At 70.4% G+C, this 14966-nt stretch carries 18 protein-coding genes and 1 pseudogene; 5 read left to right on the top strand and 14 right to left on the bottom strand.

The features are described from left to right. Positions 1 to 883: pseudogene (locus G3I65_RS08115) on the top strand (hypothetical protein); the annotation flags it as partial. Between the two features lie 226 nt (positions 884 to 1109). Further along, a complete protein-coding gene (locus G3I65_RS58200) occupies positions 1110 to 1235 on the top strand; it encodes a hypothetical protein (protein ID WP_255481879.1) in 126 nt (41 codons plus the stop codon). 14 nt (positions 1236 to 1249) lie between these two features. Here G3I65_RS58200 and G3I65_RS08110 read toward each other — a convergent pair whose 3' ends face one another. The 4 genes from G3I65_RS08110 to G3I65_RS08095 all read right to left on the bottom strand — a co-directional run bounded on the left by G3I65_RS08110 (position 1250) and on the right by G3I65_RS08095 (position 3721). Further along, positions 1250 to 1642, bottom strand: coding sequence for a hypothetical protein (locus G3I65_RS08110; RefSeq protein WP_160695540.1), 393 nt, complete (start codon positions 1640 to 1642; stop codon positions 1250 to 1252). 63 nt (positions 1643 to 1705) lie between these two features. Next, the gene (locus tag G3I65_RS08105; protein WP_160695537.1) at positions 1706 to 1942 is read right to left on the bottom strand and encodes a hypothetical protein; all 237 of its coding nucleotides are present in this window, start codon (positions 1940 to 1942) and stop codon (positions 1706 to 1708) included. Between the two features lie 88 nt (positions 1943 to 2030). Continuing rightward, positions 2031 to 2567 carry a hypothetical protein gene (locus tag G3I65_RS08100; RefSeq protein WP_160695536.1) on the bottom strand — a complete coding sequence of 179 codons (537 nt, stop codon included), beginning with the start codon at positions 2565 to 2567 and terminating at the stop codon, positions 2031 to 2033. A 185-nt stretch (positions 2568 to 2752) separates the two neighbouring features. After that, the gene (locus G3I65_RS08095; protein ID WP_160695535.1) at positions 2753 to 3721 is read right to left on the bottom strand and encodes an AraC family transcriptional regulator; all 969 of its coding nucleotides are present in this window, start codon (positions 3719 to 3721) and stop codon (positions 2753 to 2755) included. A gap of 81 nt (positions 3722 to 3802) precedes the next feature. Here G3I65_RS08095 and G3I65_RS08090 point away from each other — a divergent pair, with 81 nt between their 5' ends. Then, complete coding sequence (locus G3I65_RS08090; RefSeq protein WP_160695534.1) at positions 3803 to 4630, top strand: NAD(P)H-binding protein; 828 nt, start codon at positions 3803 to 3805, stop codon at positions 4628 to 4630. A 7-nt stretch (positions 4631 to 4637) separates the two neighbouring features. Here the strand turns inward: G3I65_RS08090 and G3I65_RS08085 are convergent, their stop codons facing one another. From G3I65_RS08085 to G3I65_RS08045, 9 genes are read right to left on the bottom strand one after another with little or no spacing between them, the layout of a single operon-like run. Next, positions 4638 to 5018, bottom strand: a complete 381-nt coding sequence (locus tag G3I65_RS08085) for a holo-ACP synthase (protein WP_160695533.1) — start codon at positions 5016 to 5018, stop codon at positions 4638 to 4640. Positions 5019 to 5023: 5 nt separating this feature from the next. Continuing rightward, positions 5024 to 5821: a hypothetical protein gene (locus tag G3I65_RS08080; RefSeq protein WP_160695532.1), complete on the bottom strand. Its 798-nt coding sequence runs from the start codon at positions 5819 to 5821 to the stop codon at positions 5024 to 5026. Then, complete coding sequence (locus G3I65_RS08075) at positions 5818 to 6087, bottom strand: acyl carrier protein (protein WP_160695531.1); 270 nt, start codon at positions 6085 to 6087, stop codon at positions 5818 to 5820. The genes G3I65_RS08080 and G3I65_RS08075 overlap by 4 nt, the downstream gene beginning before the upstream one ends. Next, positions 6084 to 7043 carry a 3-oxoacyl-[acyl-carrier-protein] synthase III C-terminal domain-containing protein gene (locus G3I65_RS08070; RefSeq protein ID WP_203612317.1) on the bottom strand — a complete coding sequence of 320 codons (960 nt, stop codon included), beginning with the start codon at positions 7041 to 7043 and terminating at the stop codon, positions 6084 to 6086. The genes G3I65_RS08075 and G3I65_RS08070 overlap by 4 nt, the downstream gene beginning before the upstream one ends. Further along, positions 7043 to 7867, bottom strand: coding sequence for an SAM-dependent methyltransferase (locus G3I65_RS08065; RefSeq protein WP_160695530.1), 825 nt, complete (start codon positions 7865 to 7867; stop codon positions 7043 to 7045). The genes G3I65_RS08070 and G3I65_RS08065 overlap by 1 nt, the downstream gene beginning before the upstream one ends. Further along, the gene (locus G3I65_RS08060; protein WP_160695529.1) at positions 7867 to 8115 is read right to left on the bottom strand and encodes a phosphopantetheine-binding protein; all 249 of its coding nucleotides are present in this window, start codon (positions 8113 to 8115) and stop codon (positions 7867 to 7869) included. The genes G3I65_RS08065 and G3I65_RS08060 overlap by 1 nt, the downstream gene beginning before the upstream one ends. 34 nt (positions 8116 to 8149) lie before the next feature. Then, positions 8150 to 8533 carry a holo-ACP synthase gene (locus G3I65_RS08055; RefSeq protein WP_160695528.1) on the bottom strand — a complete coding sequence of 128 codons (384 nt, stop codon included), beginning with the start codon at positions 8531 to 8533 and terminating at the stop codon, positions 8150 to 8152. 3 nt (positions 8534 to 8536) lie between these two features. Beyond that, positions 8537 to 9379: a hypothetical protein gene (locus G3I65_RS08050; protein ID WP_160695527.1), complete on the bottom strand. Its 843-nt coding sequence runs from the start codon at positions 9377 to 9379 to the stop codon at positions 8537 to 8539. Then, on the bottom strand, positions 9376 to 10251 hold the full coding sequence (locus G3I65_RS08045; protein ID WP_160695526.1) for a diiron oxygenase: 876 nt from the start codon (positions 10249 to 10251) through the stop codon (positions 9376 to 9378). Before G3I65_RS08045 ends, G3I65_RS08050 begins: the two co-directional genes overlap by 4 nt. Positions 10252 to 10419: 168 nt before the next feature. Here G3I65_RS08045 and G3I65_RS08040 point away from each other — a divergent pair, with 168 nt between their 5' ends. Further along, entirely contained in the window at positions 10420 to 10797 is a 378-nt protein-coding gene (locus G3I65_RS08040; protein ID WP_160695525.1) for a 4'-phosphopantetheinyl transferase superfamily protein, read from the top strand. Here G3I65_RS08040 and G3I65_RS08035 read toward each other — a convergent pair. Next, positions 10792 to 14022, bottom strand: a complete 3231-nt coding sequence (locus G3I65_RS08035) for a BTAD domain-containing putative transcriptional regulator (protein WP_160695524.1) — start codon at positions 14020 to 14022, stop codon at positions 10792 to 10794. The genes G3I65_RS08040 and G3I65_RS08035 overlap by 6 nt on opposite strands. 253 nt (positions 14023 to 14275) lie before the next feature. Between G3I65_RS08035 and G3I65_RS57105 the strand changes: the two genes are divergently transcribed. Beyond that, complete coding sequence (locus tag G3I65_RS57105) at positions 14276 to 14836, top strand: helix-turn-helix transcriptional regulator (RefSeq protein WP_309235330.1); 561 nt, start codon at positions 14276 to 14278, stop codon at positions 14834 to 14836. Positions 14837 to 14966: the final 130 nt, after the last annotated feature.

The raw sequence follows: 14966 nt of genomic DNA, 5'->3' as shown, positions 1-14966 counted from the left end.
GCTCGGCTACGCGTACGGCAGCCGCGGCCCGGCGCGGCTGGGCCGGGTACGGGCCGGCTACTTCGGCCAGGCGGGGGTGCGCGACCCGCACGTCGTGCAGTACGCCGACGGCCGGCCCTACATCCGCGACGGCAAGCTCTACCTCACCATGACCAACGCCGGACTCGGGTTCTTCCAGCAGGCGCACTGGGCGGTGTGGACGCTCGACCTGGCCGATCCGACGAAGCTGGAGCAGGTCGCGACGCTGTTCTTCGCCCGCGACGGCGTCGTGCTCGGCGACCACGCCGGCCAGATCGTCGTCGACGACGACCGGTTCATCCTGCTGATGAGCTCCTGGGGCGACTTCTCCTTCACCGGCGTCCACGTCCGGCACACCGTCACCCGCGAGAACGTGCTCTCCGGCGTGCACGTCCTGCCGACGCGGCAGCTCCCGCTGCCGACCACCGTCAGTTCGTGGGACCCCGCGCTGACCCGGATCGACGGCCGGTGGCACATCGCGTTCGTCGAAAGCCCCGCGCAGCAGCCGTCCTTCGTGTTCCACCCCGCGCTCGCGGCCGCGCCACGCGGCGCCGACTACGACCACGGCCTGACGTTGCTGGGCGCCGACACATCGGTCGACCAGACCGAAGGCACGATCCTGCAGCGGGTGGGCGGCCGGTGGTACTTGTTCGCCAGCGACGGCGACGCCCGCGAATACCCGGTGTACGACCTGCGGCTGCGCAAGCTGGGCACGCTGAACGCGCCGTACGGCACGAACATCCCGCACCCGATGCTCGTGCAGATCGGGAACCAGTGGTGGCTCCCCACGTTCGACGGCACGCAATACGCGGAGGACGTCCTCGGCTACGGCGGCCACGGCGATTTCATCCTGATGCGAGCCTGAACCCGTTTTGCCGTTCCGGCACCGAGGTGACCGCTCGGGCACGTCGTCTCATCGTCCGACGACGGTGCATGGCCCATGACCGGTTCCTTCCCACCGGAGCGGCTCCAGGTCCTGCGGGCGCGGACCGAGCCCGGCGTCGTCGTCCTCGTTCTCCGATGAGCTGGACGCGGGCACGGCGCCGACGCTCGGTCAGGCCGCCGCACGGCTACTGGCGAGCGAACCCGACATGCTGGTGCCGGACCTGTCGGAGCTGTCGTTCCTCTCGGTCGCGAGCGCCCGCGAAATACGGGCGGCCCACGCGCCGGGGTGGGTGGCCAACCTGCTGGCCGGACGGCCGTGGGACGGCCGGTGACCGACCTCAGCGCCTTATCGGCCGGTCGAGGCCGACCGGTAGGCGGCGATTCTGATCCGCAAGCCCCGCAGGTGCACCAGATCGACGTCGAAGGCCGGAGCCGGCCGGTACCCCGGGGCCGGCGCGCCCGTCCGGCAGGGACCGGTGAGGTAGACGAGCTCGTAGTCCGGGTCGTATCGCGGCGCCGACCAGATCGCGGCGTGCCTGGCTCGGGCCAGCCAGTAGATCGGCAGCTTCAGCACTGCACCGACCGCCTTGTCCAGGGCAGGCAGGTCGGCTTCGGCGATCGCGAGCCCACGGCCGCTCCACACCCGCGGTGCCCAGTAGCCATCGGCGACGTGCGTAAAGGTGGCCGTGTCGCCGGACGCGGTGATCGTCCAGTCGGCCACGGTGGTGAGGGTCGGAATGACGGCTCCCTGCGGTCGCGGGCTCCAGGTGCACCACACCGACCCAGGACAGGAGCGCCGCGGTCAGCCGAAGCGGCCGTGAACGTAGTCGGCCGTCCGCTGGTCCTCTTGGCCGTCGCTGCCGCCGTACGCGTCATGCCGGTGGGCGGGATGGTCGGGCACGGGAGGTTCGGACTCGCCGTTGCTCCAGGTGGTTGCGCCTGGCCAGCGCACGCCGACTTCGGCAAGCAGGAGGTCGAAGATGGGGGTGGCCGCTGACGGCACCGGCCCGGACTGGGTTGCCTCGCCGTTGCTGTTCATCGGTGCAGCCCGTGCCGCGACGTAGTCAGTCCTGTGAGGACAGTCGCGGGCACCCCGACCTCCCGGCCGGTGCCGTGCCGCCCGACGATCAGGATGGAGATTCTCCGGTGGAGTGCTGCGTTTCCGGACGCGCCGCGTGCCAGAAAAGCGCGAGGTCATGCGCGAGCTGCGCGGCCGGCAAGCACGCGGCGCGATGGGCCGCATCAGGCACAACCCGAGCCGAGTTGCACAGGACCACGTCCAGTTCGACCGCGAGCGCGCGGATGGCGAGGCGGACCGCGTCCGCGCGGCACACGCCCGCCCTCGGTTCCACCCGGCGCCGGCCGTCGGGCAGATACCCGCCGGGCACGATGTACAAGGTCGTCGGCGAGGTCCGCGGGGCGAGACACCGGCTCGCCGCGACGTGTACCGCTCGGGTGTAGCTCGCGAGCGGCCCGGCGGCACCGGACTGCCCGGCCAGGACCGCCGCCGCGTTCGCGGCCGCGGCGAATCCCTGCCGCGAGGCCCGGAGCACCGCACCGGCCGCGGCCGGGCGCACGGCGCGCAGACGTCCGGTACACGCATCCAGCTGCTCCAGCGCCGTCAATTTCGCTTCGATGACCACAGCCGTCCGCACGGGCTTCATAGGGCGGGACAGTACGGGCAGGAAGTGCCGCACCAACGGGCGATCAGCGGACAACCCAGACGGCAAAATTCCACGACGGCACCCCAACCATCGCCACCCGATCGAGTGACCTGGAGGGGGCGAGCCTACGGTGAGCGGTTTCGACCGCGCCCCGACTTCATGGCCAAACCAGCGACAGCGGCCCGTCATCCTCCGGTCATTGCGCGGGTGTCAGCGCACCTGCGGCGCCAGACGGATGGGCTGACGCCGCGGGTGCGTTTGAACGCGACGCTGAAGGCGAAGGGGTCGTCGTAGCCGGCCGCGCGGGCCACCGTCGCGATGGTTTCCTCGGTGTCCCGGAGCAGGTCCGCCGCCAAAGTCATCCGCCAGCCGGTGAGGTACGTGAGCGGTGGCTGGCCGGCCAAGGCGGTGAAGCGGGCAGCGAAGGCAGCGCGGGACAGCCCGACCTCGGTGGCCAGCGCGGCGACCGTCCACCGGTGGGCGGGATCGGCGTGCATCAGGTGCAGCGCCTTGCCGATGGCGGGATCCTCCAACGCCCGGTACCACGCGGGCAGCACTGCCTGCGGCCCGGCGCACCAGGCTCGCAAGGCCAGCACGAGTACCAGATCCAGCAATCGGGCGAGAACAGCGTCCTGGCCGGGTTCGTCGCGCGCGATCTCGGTGGCGAGCAGATCCAGCGCCGGCTGGGTCCGCGGCCCGGCGGACACGAGCGCCAGCGGCGGAAGCATTTCCAGCAGCCGGGCACCGGCGTCGCCGTGGAGCTCGTAGGCGCCGCGCAGCATCGTGGTCGCCCCGGGCAGGGTGTCGCCGTAGGTGCGGGGTGCCGAGTGCCGTTGGGCCTGCGGTGCCACCTCGCCTCCGTCGGGGAAGTGTTTCCTTCCCCGGTGGATGACGAACCCTGGTGGGGTGGACGGATCGTCGGCGATCGTGTGCCGGCCGGGTCCCTTGACGAGGGCGATGTCCCCCGGGGCGAGCCGCACCGCCGCGGCACCGGCGTCGTCGAACCTGGCCGACGCGCACCCGCCGAGCGTGGCCACGACGGTCAGGGGTGGCGGATCGGCGTAGGTCACCGACCACGGTGGCCGCCGAATCAGCTGCCGGACTTGCGTGTTGCCGGCGCGGGCCCGGACCAGCAGATCGCTCAGCACGTCCACCCGCCCACCGTAGACGATCACAAAGCTGTTCTCGACGTTCTCCCATGGATCGTCTTCGAGCCGGCGAGTTGGCTGTCCGGCATGCACACCATCCTCATCGTCGGCGGCACCGGGAAGACCGGTCGCCGCATCACCCGGCGCCTCAGGGCCGCCGGCCGGCCGGTGCGAACCGCTTCCCGCACCGGCGGAGACATCGCGTTCGACCTCGCGGATCCGGCGACCTGGGCACCCGCGCTCGAGGGCGTCACCGCCGCCTACGTCGTGGAACCCACGCTGCAGGCGAGCGGGGACCGCATCCCCAGGTTCGTGGCCGAAGCGGCCGCCGCGGGTGTGCGGCGGCTGGTGCTTCTGTCGGCAGGCGGGGTCGGCGAGGCCGACGACAGCCATCCGCTCAAGGCCGCCGAAGAGGCCGTGCGCGCCTCCGGGCTCGACTGGACCATCCTGCGACCGGACTGGTTCTCCCAGAACTTCAGCGAAGGCCCCTGGCTCCCGGCGGTCCTCGCCGGGACGCTGTCCCTGCCCACCGGTGACGGGCGCACGCCGTTCATCGACGCCGAGGACATCGCCGAAGTCGCCGCCGCGGCGCTCACCGAAGACCGCCACGCCGGCCGGATCTACCAACTGACCGGGCCACGGGCGATCAGTTTCGGTGAGGCGGCGGACCTCATCGGCAGAGCCACTGGACGCACGATCCGTTACGTCGACGTCGCCCCCGAGGCCCACATCGAGCGTCAAGTCGCGAACGGCATCCCACCCGGCGTCGCGCGGCTGCTCACCGGCGTCCTCGTCGCCATCCGCGACGGCGTGGTCCCCGAGGCCACCGACGACGTGGAACGGGCTCTCGGCCGGCCCGCCAGGCCGTTCGAGGACTACGTCACCGAAACCGCCGCCGCAGGTCTCTGGAACTGACGGGCGATCACGCCGAAGACGGTATCGCGAGGGCGACGGCCAGCACGAGGTCCGCCTTGTGGGTGATCGACAACTGGACCGCCACCACGCCGAGCGCGGCGGCGCGGGCCGCCGCGGCATCGGTCAGCACCACCCGTGACTCCCCCGAACCCGCTCGTTCGATGGCGATCTGACGTGGCGTGACCCCTCGCCCGAAGCCGGTGCCGATCGCCTTCGCCACGGCCTCCTTTCCGGCGAACCGGCCGGTCAGGAATTCCTGGCGGCGTTCGGGGCCGAACCCGCTCGCGGTGGCCAGCTCGGACTCGGCGTAGGCGTAGGCGCGGAACCAGGTCCGGGTCAGCAGCCGGTCCAGCTCGGCGAGGTGCATCAGGTCGGCCCCGATCCGCATCCGCCTCACCCGGCCGGGAACTCGAACACCGCCGCGTGACTGCGACCGGTCAGCGGATCGGTGTCGCAGAGCACGACCTTCCGGTAACGGTCCTGCCACGCCGGCCCGTTTTCCGCCAAGGCCAGCCACACGCTCGTGCAGTACGAACCCGGTTCGACCCGGTGGACGTCGAGACCGGTTCCGGCGTCCTTCCCGACCCACGGGCCGAGAACCACGAGGACGCCTTCCTCTCGATGCGGTTCCAGCAGCTCGTCCACCGAGCCGCTGGAAGACACCGACGCCAGCCGTGGGCCGGATCCGGTGCCGATGACCAGTGCGGCGCCGGAATCGGTCAGTCCGCAGACGTCGACGAGCGGGTGTGCGGTCGGGAGCGTGGTCTGCTCCAGTACCGCGATCACGGCCTCCTCGCAGCGTCCGGAACGTAGGTACGCCCTCGCGATCCGCAGCGCCGTGAACGGGGCCGCCAACCCCTGCTGTGCCACCGAGAACGTCGTCGCCGTGACGCCGAGCCGGTCCGCCAGGTAGGGCGCCACGGCGGTGAACGGCAGGACGTCCGGCAGCGCGTGGGTCACGATGATCAGCTGCGGGCGGCTGGTGCGCAAGCCTTCGGCTTCGAGCAACCGGTCGGTCAACGCCCGGTGCGAGACGTGGCGGCCCCGCTGCCAGCGGTCTTCGTCGACTTTGGCGCCGAAGGGTTCCAGCAGGTCCGCGAGGAACCGCGTCATCGCCGCGTCCTCGCGGTAGCCGGGTCCCGGTGGTGAGATCACCGCGTTCGTCCCGCGCAGGGTCGGTCCGCCGCTCATGAGACTCCTTTCCCGATGGCCTGCCTCGACTCGACGTAGTCGGCGAACGAGCGGACCGTGCGGAGGTGGTCGATGTCGAGGTCTTCCGGGTCGACCGTGATGTCGACGGCCATCTCGACCAGCATCAGCAGTTCCAGCACCTTCGACGAATCGAGCCGCAGGTCGTCGAACAACCTGGTTTCCTCGGTCAGGCCGGTCACCTCCCGGTCCAGGACGTCACCGAGCGCGTCCGCGATCGCCGCCACCACGCCGTCCCGGCCCGTCATGCCGGGTTGTCCTGCGCCCGATGGGTGATCACCATGGCGCCGAAGGTCGCGCCGAGCCCCACCGTGACGAGCACGTACCTGGCGCCGTCCACGAGCCTGCCGGACTCCCGCAGGGTCGTGTAGTTCAGGAACACGTCCGACGAGAAACAGTGGCTGAGCTTGGGGATGTTCTCCAGGAAGAACCGATCCGCCGGCGCGTCCAGCGCCTTCATCGTCTGCCGCCAGGCGAGGGCGTTGACGTTGTGCGGGATCACCAGCTCGATGTCGTCGAACCCGAATCCCGCCTCGGCCACCGACTCCAGGATCACTTCGGCCAGCCGCGGGCCGTAGAGCTCGCCGAATTCGGTGTTCTGCTCCGGGGTCAGCGCCAGCCATTCGGCGTACTGTCCCAGCGTTTTCGTGACGAAGGAGTGCACGACATCGCCGCCGCCGTCCAGCGTCAGCAGGCACGCCGCGGCCGCGTCCGCCATGATCGCGGTGTTGGGGATCAGCTGCACGATCGGCGAGAACGCGCGCTCACCGGTGACCATCAGCGCGTACCCGCCGGTCGCGCCCTCGGCTCGCAGCAGCTCCGCCGCGACGTCGATGGCACCCAAGCTGCTCACGCAGGCCTGGTGGGACAGCGCGAACGCCTCGACGTCCGCCAGGCCCAGCCGCCGCGCGAGCTCCTGGGCGATGTCGACGTCCGCCGGCGCGAGCGCCTGGGTCGTGTGCGCGAACACGAGCCGGTCGATCCGGCCGCCGGCGGGCAGCGCCGCCAGTGCGCGTTTCGCGGCGGGCAGCAGGAGCTCGAACAGGTCCATCCCGGGGTCGAACCGGAGCGTGTCGAGGCCGTAGAACTTCCGGAACACGCCGAGTTCGGCCCGGCGCAGCCCGAGGTGCTCGCCGAGCTCCTCGATGCGGACGCTGCGTTCGGGCACGAACGATTCGATGCGCTCCAACGTGGTCGCGCCCATCAGCCCTCCACGTACTCGGCCCGCAGGAGCCACAGCCGGTTGGCGCCACGGCGTTCGGGCGGCTGGACCTCGTACGGCCAGCGTCCCTCACCGGCACCGGGCTGGCCCGGTTCCTTGACCTCGTCGACCTTCCAGCCGTGGTCGGCCAGGAACTCCACCGGCTGGTCGGTGCCGAAGATCCACGGCGTGCCGTCGTCTGCCAGCCGGTCCAGGAACGGCTTCGAGAACGGGCTCCGCAGCAGGGCGCGGCCGAGGATGTCCAGCGCCAGCCGGCTTCCCGGTGCGGACGCCGAACCCAGCGTCTCCAGCAGTCCCGCCGCTTGCTCTTCGGTCAGGAAGAAGGTCAGCGCCTCGGCCACCCACAGCGTCGGGCGCGACCGGTCGAAGCCCGCCTTCTCCAGCTCCGGCAGCCAGTCCCCGGTCAGGTCGGCCGGTGCGACCCGGCGGTCGACTCGCGGCTCGGCCCCGAGCTCCGTCAGCCGGCGCTGCTTCTCGGCCAGCAGCGGCGCGTGGTCGACCTCGAAGACCACCGTGTCCTCCGGCCAGTCGAGCCGGAAGGCCCGGGTGTCCATCCCGGCCGCGATCAGCACGACCTGCCGGATGGCCGGCTCCGACCGCAGTTCGCCGATCCGGTCGTCGAGGAACTTGGTCCGGATGGTGATGAAGGGCAGCAGCCCGCCGCCGGCGTACCGCTCGATCAGCCGGAAACCGTCCGGCGCCGCGAGATCCCGCGCCAGCGGGTCGGTGTACAGCGCGTCGTCGCGTTCGGACTCGATCGCCCGTGCCGCGGCCATCCATTGCGCGGTGTAGGAAACGGCGTGCATCAGCGGACCCCTGCCCCGGCGAAGAACGCCTTTTCGATCGCGGCCAGTGTCTTGAAGTCCGCGATGTCGATGGTGTCGAAGTCCACCTCGACGCCGCTCGCGTCCTCGATGACGTAGACCAGTTCGACGAACGACAGCGAGTCGACCAGCCGGCTCTCGATCAGGTCCTCCTCGAACGAGAGCTCGGTGCGTTCCGGGTGCTTGCCGAGAATCCAGTCGCTGACCTTCTCGATACCTGGGGCGGGCATGTCTTTCTCCTTCGGGTGGTCGGTGGAACGGAGTTCAGTCCGCGGCGGACACGGCCACCGCGATGGCGTACGCGTCGTCGTGGGTGATGCTGATTTCGATCTCGCCGAGCCCGGCCTCCGCGGCGAGCCGAGCGGCGCGCCCGCTGAGCCGGACGACCGGCCAGCCGCCGTCGTCCTTGAGCACCTCGGTCGAGAGCCAGGGCACCGGCTGCCCGCCGACGTGGAAGAGCTTGAAAACCGCTTCCTTGGCGGCGAGCCGTCCCGCGATACCGGCCATGTCCGGACCGTCCGGTGTGGACGTGTTCAGCAGTTCGGCGGGCGAGAGCATGCGCCGCAGGGCGGGTCCGGAATCCGGTCCGACGAGTTCACGCACTCTGCTGAGCGGGACGACATCGATACCGATCCGCTTGGTGGGCACCGGTCACCCCACTCGTCCGGCGGCCGTTCGCACGGACTCCAGCGCCGCCTGGAGGTCGTTTTCGTGGACCTCGGCCAACACGGCGAGCCACCGCTCGAGGCCGAACGCGACGCAGCTGGTGTAGGCGAATTCCCCGCCCTCACCGAACCGGATGTCGCACCGCTCGCCGAAGAAGTTCCGGTGCGTGTTGACCGAGGCGATGGCGAGGGTTCCGTGCTGGAACTCGTACTTGACCGGGCTGAGGCGCTGCAGCAGGGCACGGGCTCCGTCGTTCTGGAAGAACGGGTCGATCGCGGCCTCCTTCACCAGACCGAGCCCGAGCTCGCCGGAGAACGCGAGAATCCGTTCGGTGAACCGGGAGACCACGTCCTGCGTGTGCTCGAAGGAACCGAGGGCGACGATCTCGCGCATCTGGAAACTCGCCAGCCGGCGCAGGCCGCGATAGTGGTCTTCACTGCGGAAGCAGCGGTTGACCAGCGTCACCGTCGTGCTCTCGTCGACCTGCGCTCCTTCGTAGAAAAGGTAAGCGCCATAACAGGTCGCGTGCGGCAGGCCGTAGCGACCATCCAGCAGGTCGGCGCCGGCGAACCGCCCGTCGACCGGCTTTCCCTCGCCTGTGGCCAGATCCAGCGGCCCCGCCACGAAGGCCAGGTGCGGGAAGTTCGCGTAGACGTCGAACTTCTCCAGATCGGTGACCGGGTACAGCGGCGGCGGGCTGATCTCCCGCGCGCCGGCGGTCGCGCCCCAGCCGCGGAAGGTCCGGTCGAGTTCCTGGACCAGGGCTGTCTCGTCGGGCCCGAGGATCGCCAGCGCTTCGGCGCCGTCCACGCCGGTGGTGCGGGTCATCGCAGGATTCCCGTTCGTTCGAGGTACTTCAGGGTCTTGCGGAACACCCGCTTCTCCGTCTCGGGCCGGGTCGGCGCGTCGAGGAGCGCGCGTCGCAGCTCCAGCGGGTTCTCGATCCCGGCGTCGCGGTAGACCTGCGGGTTGTACAGCGATTCGAAGCTGTAGGAGAGGTAGCGGCGGAGGTAGGCGGAGACCTCGAGGAGCTCTTCCTCGGTCGCCGTCTTCTTCAGGTCCGCGTACAGGTGTTCCACCAGTTCACGTCCGAACGCGATGTGGCGGGACTCGTCCTGGTGGTGGATGCGGTTGATCGCGCGGATCGTCTCGTGCAGCCGGTCGTCCTGCGCCATCCGCGAGTTGTAGTGGTCGACCAGTTCCTCGAAGATCAGGATCCTGGCGAACACGAGCAAGTTCTCCACCTTGGGCGAGGCGACCGGCGGGATCACGGCTCCGCCGCCGGCACCGCGGTAGATCTTCTTCCCGTAGCGCAGGCAGAACTCGGCGAAGAACCACATGTGCTCGTTCTCCTCACCGATGAAGTGGTGGAAGAACTCCGACGGCGCTTCGAAGCCGGCCGTGTGGATTCGCGCGACGACTTCGATGAGCAGTTCGCGGATCCCGTGGACGTTGAGGCTGTAGAAGTTGACGCTTTCGTGCCGTGACAAGGCGAAGAGCTGGTCCTCGCTCAGCGTCGCGGCGACCTCGCAGCCGTGGGTGGTGGTGAGTTCCGGGCTCATCCACCACATGCGCTCGGGCAGGGTCTCCGGCCATTCGAACATCTGGTAGGGGTTGTAGTAGTCGTCGATCGATTTCGACGAGAGGCGGTCGAGCAGACCGCGAAACCGTTCGTCCGAGTCGATGATGTCTGTGACCACGACGGCTTCCTCCGTTCCTCCGGGCTGGGTTCGACGCTACGACAAGGAATCCGACTGGTTCAACCACTCACGCGCGGTCTGGCCTACACCGGCCAGCACCCTGTTTCGCCGCCGGGCAAAGGCATATCGTGCTCGAATCGTTCGGCGGCGCGAGGGAATCGAGAAAGCATGACGACGCACGTCGGGGTGGACCTGCTGCACATCGCCGAGCTCGACCTGCTCGCGCGGCGCGCCTGGTTCCTGAGGTTCCTTTTCTCAGCGGAAGAGCTCGACGCGCTGGCGACGGCGGACAGCGCACGCCTCACCGGCTGGTTCGCGGCCAAGGAGGCGGTGCTGAAGGTGCTCCGGTCCGGGCTGTCCGGACCGGTTCCCCCGGCTCAGATCGTGCTCCGGTGCCACGGGACCGACGGGGTGTCGGTGGAGCTGCGTGGCGCGGCGTCCACCCGCGCACGCCTGCTCGGCATCTCCCAGGTGCACGTCTGCATCGCCCGGAACCAGGCGTTCGTCATCGCCGTCGCGCTCGGCACCGGCCAGCAAGGGCTATAGCGCGAGCAGGTCCGCCACCCGGAACCGCCGGACCGAGCCACAGCCGTCGAAGATGTCCAGCGCCTTTCGCAGCAGGCCTCGCCCGGCAACGGGATCCCCTTGCGAGGTGACTTCGCCGAGAATGGCGAGCGCGTGCCCCTCGCCGACCCGGTTTCCGGTGCCCCGGTGGGTTTTCAGCGCCCGTTCGGCGTATTCGGCCGCCCGGTCCCAGTCACCGAGGTCGCGCTGCACACTGGCCGACAGCGTTTGCGCCCGCGCCGTGAGCAGCCGGAAGTCCCGGCGGACGGCCAGGTCTTCGGCGGTGCCGGCATGGGCGAGGGCGTCGGCGAGCCGCCCGCCGCGGCGGCACACTTCGGCCAGCGCCAGCAGGCCCACGATTTCGGCGCGGGTGTTGTGGATCTCCCGGGCGAGCTCGACCGCTTGCCCGGCAAGTACTTCGGGGGACGCGAGCAGCCCGGTCCACCCGCCGAGCTCCGCGAGCGCCGCGAGCGCGTTGGCTTCGGCGCGGCGATCACCGGTCTCGCGGGCCAGTTCCAGCATCGCCTCGGCGTGCCCGGCGGCTTCGGCGAAGTCACCGGTTTCGGTGCACAACGCCGTGAGTACGCCGAGCGCGGTCAATTCCCCGTAGCGGCTGCCGGTACCCCGGTGCAGCGCGATGCCCTTGAGCAGTGCTTCGTGTGCGTCGACGAGCCTGCCGAGGTCGATGTAGACCTCGCCCAGTGTCGTGTGCACGTGCGCGGCGGCGTTCCGGTTGCCGGCACGTTCGGTGAGGGCCAGCGCCTCGGTCAGCCGGCGTACGGCGTCCCGCGGCCGGCCCAGCTCCCGGTAGAGAGCGCCGATGTTGTGCAGGTTGGCCGAAAGCCCCGCCTCCCAGCCCATCCGGCTGTTCAGTTCGATCGCGCGGTCGAGTTCGGCGACCGCCTCGTCGAGCCTGCCGAGTTCCCAGTGGACCCCGGCCAGGTTGCCGCGCGTGGCGGCCTCCGCTTCCTGCCAGTTCTCGGAAACCGCCAGCTCCAGCGCGAGGGTGTAGTGCGTGACGGCTGTCGTGTAGTCGCCGATCCCCCGGTACACCTGCGCGAGGCTCTGCCGGGCGGCGATCCGGCCGCGCGGCTCGCCGTCCTCGTCGGCGGCGGCCAGCGCCGCCTTCGCGACGGCGATCCAGTCCACGGCGTATCTCCTGAGCCAGAAGAACCCGCGCAGGGCGTCCGCCAGCAACCACACGATCCGCCGAGGCCCCCGTGCGGCGGCGTCGTGCACGACGGCGACGAGGTTCGCGCGCTCCGCTTCGAGCCACTCCAGCGCTTCGGCGTCCTCGGTGAAGACGACTTCGGTCTCGCCGAATTCGGCGGCGTCAGGGAGCCGCAGGATCTGCGGGGCGAGCCGTTCGACCGCGGCGGTGACGGTCGCCAGGTACCAGCCGAACAACCGGTGCCGCGCCGCCTCGCGCACGTCCTCGTCGTCCTCGGCGAGCGCGCGTTCAGCCGCGTAGAGCCGGAGCAGGTCGTGAGCGTGGAACCGTGCGTCGGCGTCCTGTTCGAGCATGTTCGCGTGGACCAGTTCGGCGACGGCCGCGGAAGCGCTCTCCGGGCCCCGGCCGGCGAGCAGCTCGATCGTGCGGGCGGTGAAATCCGCCACTTGGACGACACCGAGCAGCCTGAACAGCTCAGCCGCCGCCGAGGTCAACCGCCGGTAGGACAGCTCGAACGCCGCGCGGACGGCGGTCGACGGGTCACCGTCGAACCCGAGCCGGTCCAGCCGGTCGGCCCGCACCAGCCCGTCGACCACCGAACCGATCGTCCGGTCCCCGCCGGAGCCCACCCACGCGGCCGCGATCCGGAGTGCGAGCGGAAGGCCGGCGCACAGGCCGGCCAGCGTCTCCGCCGCCCGGCGCTCCACCTTGACCCGGCGCGCGCCGACGACCTTGGCGAGCAGCTGGAGCGCGTCCTCCTCGCCGAGCACGCCCAGCCGCACGGCCGCCGCGTCGTGGAGTGCGACGAGGCCCGGCAGCTCCGCCCGGCTGGTGACCACGACGAGGCAGCCGGGACGGCCGGGCAGCAGCGATCGCACCTGCTCGGCCGAGCCGGCGTTGTCGAGCACCACGAGCATCCGCTTCCCCGCGAGTTTCGAGCGGTACAACGCGGCCAGCTCGTTCGGTTCCACGGGCACCCGGTCCGCGGGAACGCCGAGGGCGCGCAGGAACCGGGCCAGCGCTTCGGCCGCGGTCACCGCCGGCGCCTGCGCGTGCCCGTGCAGGTTCAGGTAGAGCTGGCCGTCGGGGAACCGGTCGAGCGCGCCGTGCGCCCACTGCAGGGCGAACGCGGTCTTCCCCACCCCGGCGCTCCCGCTGACGACCACGATCGACGCGCCACCGGCGACGAGTGCGTCGAGCCGCCGCAGCTGCCCGACGCGGCCGGTGAACGTCGGCACCGCGGCGGGCAGCTGCTCGGGACCGGCGGAGACCGGCTGGTCAGCGGTGGTCAAGACCAATCGGGGATCGCTGCGCAGGATGGCCTGCGCGAGTTCGGTCAGCTCGGCACCCGGCTCTAAACCGAGCTCGCCGGTCAGCAGATTTCGCGCCCGGCCGTAGACCTCCAGCGCCTCGGCCTGGCGCCGGGACCGGTACAGCGCGAGCATGAGCTGGGCTTGGAAGCGTTCCCGCAGCGGATGCTCCGCGACGAGTTCGGTGAGTTCGGCGACGACGTCGTCGTGGCGGCCGAGCGCGAGATCCGCCTCGAACCGCAGGCCGAGCAGCCCCAGCCGTCTTTCCCGCAGCCGGTCCGCCTCGACCTGCAGTGCGCTGACACTGTCCACCAGGCCGGAATACGGATCGCCCTGCCATTGTGCGAGCGCCTGCCGCGCGAGACCGCCGGCGGCGACCGAATTCCCCTGCTCGTGCGCCGTGCGCGCCTGGTCCGCGAGGTCCTCGAACCGCCGCACGTCGAGTTCGCCGGGGTGCACCACCAGCGCGTAGCCCGGACTGCGGTAGACCACGCGCCCCGGATCGGCCAGCGCGCGGCGGAGCTGGAGCACGTAGAGCTGCAGGTTCTTCGTCGCGGTGCGCGGCGGGCACCCGGACCACAGCGCGTCGACCAGTGCGCTCACCGGCACCACTTCGCCGGCCCGGTGGAGCAGCAGTGCGAGCAGGCAGCGGACTTTCGGCGCGCCCAGCTCGACTTCGCCGGATTTGCCGCGGACAGCGAGCGATCCGAGGATCGTGAACTCCACTTATCCCCCCAGCCCGCCCCAACCGGAATAATCGCGAACTCCGCGCGGCCGCCCCCACGCGATTGGGGCCATACCGAGAATATACCGCGGCTCAGCATGCTTCGGAACAGAGTTCGACTGGTGGGATGATCAATCCGCGAACGCTGAACACGTCAGGGGGTCAAGGCCAGTGTTGGCATCGTCCGCCCGGAATCCGACCGAAGAAGCAGACCTCGCCACCGTCCTCGATCTGGTTTCCCACGCGAGGAAGGAAGTGCTGTCCACCTCGACGGGCGACGCACTGTGGTTCGGCGGGGCGGTGACCGAAGCGGCGCGCCGCGGCGCCATCGGACCACACGTGCACGTGCGGCTGTTGTGCGTGCCCCCCGCCGAGGACGACCACAGTGGGATCACCGACGCGGTGCGGCAGGGTCTCCGGGTCAAAGTCACCGACCGGAAGATCGAAACCTCCCTGCTGATCGACCGAAGGCTCGCACTGGTTCCTTCGGGTGATGTCAACGGCGCCAAGGGATTGCTCGTAGTGACCACTCCGACGTTGATCTCCGCGCTCGCCGAATCCTTCGACCCGCGCTGGGACGAGGCGACTCCCTGGGAGCTGACTTCGGCCCGGCCGGACGCATTCGAACAGTCGATCCTCGGCTGCCTGGTCGGCGGGATGACCGACGACGCGGTCGCGAACCGGCTCGGGGTCTCCGCCAGGACCGTTCGCCGGTACGTGAACGTCCTCATGGCCCGCGTCGGGGCGCGAAGCCGGTTCGAACTCGGCTTCCGGGCCGCCGAATTCGGCTGGCTTCCCGGCACCGCGCTCGACTGAACGCTGTCCTGATCCGGTCAATCCGTCTGTCCTTTGTGGATCGTCGAGTCGTGGAGTGCCCGCGTGCCTGCTCGCCGCCGGTTCGGAGTCCGCTTTCGGCCAAATCCTGGTGACGTTCGCAGCGGGGCGC

Origin of the sequence: Amycolatopsis sp. SID8362 (assembly GCF_010550475.1) — a bacterium.
In the GTDB taxonomy this organism is placed as follows: domain Bacteria; phylum Actinomycetota; class Actinomycetes; order Mycobacteriales; family Pseudonocardiaceae; genus Amycolatopsis; species Amycolatopsis eburnea.
Note: the sequence above shows the minus strand (reverse complement) of the source record. Positions and strands in the feature narration are given on the sequence as shown.

Bases quoted from the DNA above. Each gene is read 5' to 3' on its own strand.
- G3I65_RS08050 (WP_160695527.1), bottom strand. From the start codon at position 9,379: ATGACCCGCACCACCGGCGTGGACGGCGCCGAAGCGCTGGCGATCCTC.
- G3I65_RS08105 (WP_160695537.1), bottom strand. From the start codon at position 1,942: ATGAACAGCAACGGCGAGGCAACCCAGTCCGGGCCGGTGCCGTCAGCG.
- G3I65_RS08090 (WP_160695534.1), top strand. From the start codon at position 3,803: ATGCACACCATCCTCATCGTCGGCGGCACCGGGAAGACCGGTCGCCGC.
- G3I65_RS58200 (WP_255481879.1), top strand. From the start codon at position 1,110: ATGCTGGTGCCGGACCTGTCGGAGCTGTCGTTCCTCTCGGTCGCGAGC.
- G3I65_RS08075 (WP_160695531.1), bottom strand. From the start codon at position 6,087: ATGACGGGCCGGGACGGCGTGGTGGCGGCGATCGCGGACGCGCTCGGT.
- G3I65_RS08070 (WP_203612317.1), bottom strand. From the start codon at position 7,043: ATGGGCGCGACCACGTTGGAGCGCATCGAATCGTTCGTGCCCGAACGC.
- G3I65_RS08080 (WP_160695532.1), bottom strand. From the start codon at position 5,821: ATGAGCGGCGGACCGACCCTGCGCGGGACGAACGCGGTGATCTCACCA.
- G3I65_RS08085 (WP_160695533.1), bottom strand. From the start codon at position 5,018: ATGCGGATCGGGGCCGACCTGATGCACCTCGCCGAGCTGGACCGGCTG.
- G3I65_RS08065 (WP_160695530.1), bottom strand. From the start codon at position 7,867: ATGCACGCCGTTTCCTACACCGCGCAATGGATGGCCGCGGCACGGGCG.
- G3I65_RS08060 (WP_160695529.1), bottom strand. From the start codon at position 8,115: ATGCCCGCCCCAGGTATCGAGAAGGTCAGCGACTGGATTCTCGGCAAG.
- G3I65_RS08040 (WP_160695525.1), top strand. From the start codon at position 10,420: ATGACGACGCACGTCGGGGTGGACCTGCTGCACATCGCCGAGCTCGAC.
- G3I65_RS08100 (WP_160695536.1), bottom strand. From the start codon at position 2,567: ATGAAGCCCGTGCGGACGGCTGTGGTCATCGAAGCGAAATTGACGGCG.